Source organism: Vibrio sp. 2130-1, assembly GCF_033339515.1.
The window spans coordinates 1-665 of record NZ_JAWOUT010000339.1 but is presented as its reverse complement, the minus strand read 5'-3'; the positions used below and the strand labels follow the sequence as shown (position 1 = coordinate 665).

The window sequence follows — 665 nt, the reverse complement described above, 5'->3', positions numbered from 1 at the left end:
TACACAATTTGCGCTATTCCACTAAAAGCCAGCATTCCCCAAAACTCAACTGGCAACGAAGTCCAACCGAGCGTGGTTAAACACCAAATCAGATATGGGGTAAGCACTCCACAAGCAGACAGGCTTGCAGCCATCGTGAATGCCACGCCTGATCCGGAATGGCTTTTACCCAAGATATTCCAACCAGCATGCAAAACCGCAGAAAATACAACGAGTGCGATTGCCAAAAAATCCATTTGTTTTCCTGTTTAGATAAAACAAAGGCTCCGAGATGGAGCCTTTGAATATGAAAATGTGAACGTTAGTGATTGAGCTCTGCCACCGACTCAATACTGATGGCATCGTGACGCCAGTATTCAATATCGCAGTCAATCAACTCGCCATGTTGGTTATAGTTAGTACGTTCAACAACCATTGCCGGAGTGCCCGATGTTGCTCGCAACGCTTGCGCGACTTCACCAAGCAAGGTACTGGTAGAAATACGGTAACGCGTCTTCTGATACACCACACCAAAGTGCTCGCGATAAATGTCGGTCAGCGAGTTGGTCAAATCAAAGCTCAATAAATTGGGGAAGATCTCTGGACGAATATAGTTGGTCACATACACAACAGGTCTCTCTTCCAAATATCGAACGCGGTCGACACGAAAAACATCAGAAAACGGC

1 protein-coding gene and 1 pseudogene are annotated in these 665 nt (G+C 46.0%); both read right to left on the bottom strand.

Features of this window, described 5'->3' with window-relative positions; translation table 11 throughout:
- Positions 1-236: pseudogene (locus tag R7Q09_RS26085) on the bottom strand (multidrug transporter); the annotation flags it as partial.
- A 65-nt stretch (positions 237-301) separates the two neighbouring features.
- Positions 302-665: UTRA domain-containing protein (locus tag R7Q09_RS26080; protein WP_318143937.1), on the bottom strand; the 364-nt coding region annotated here is incomplete at its 5' end.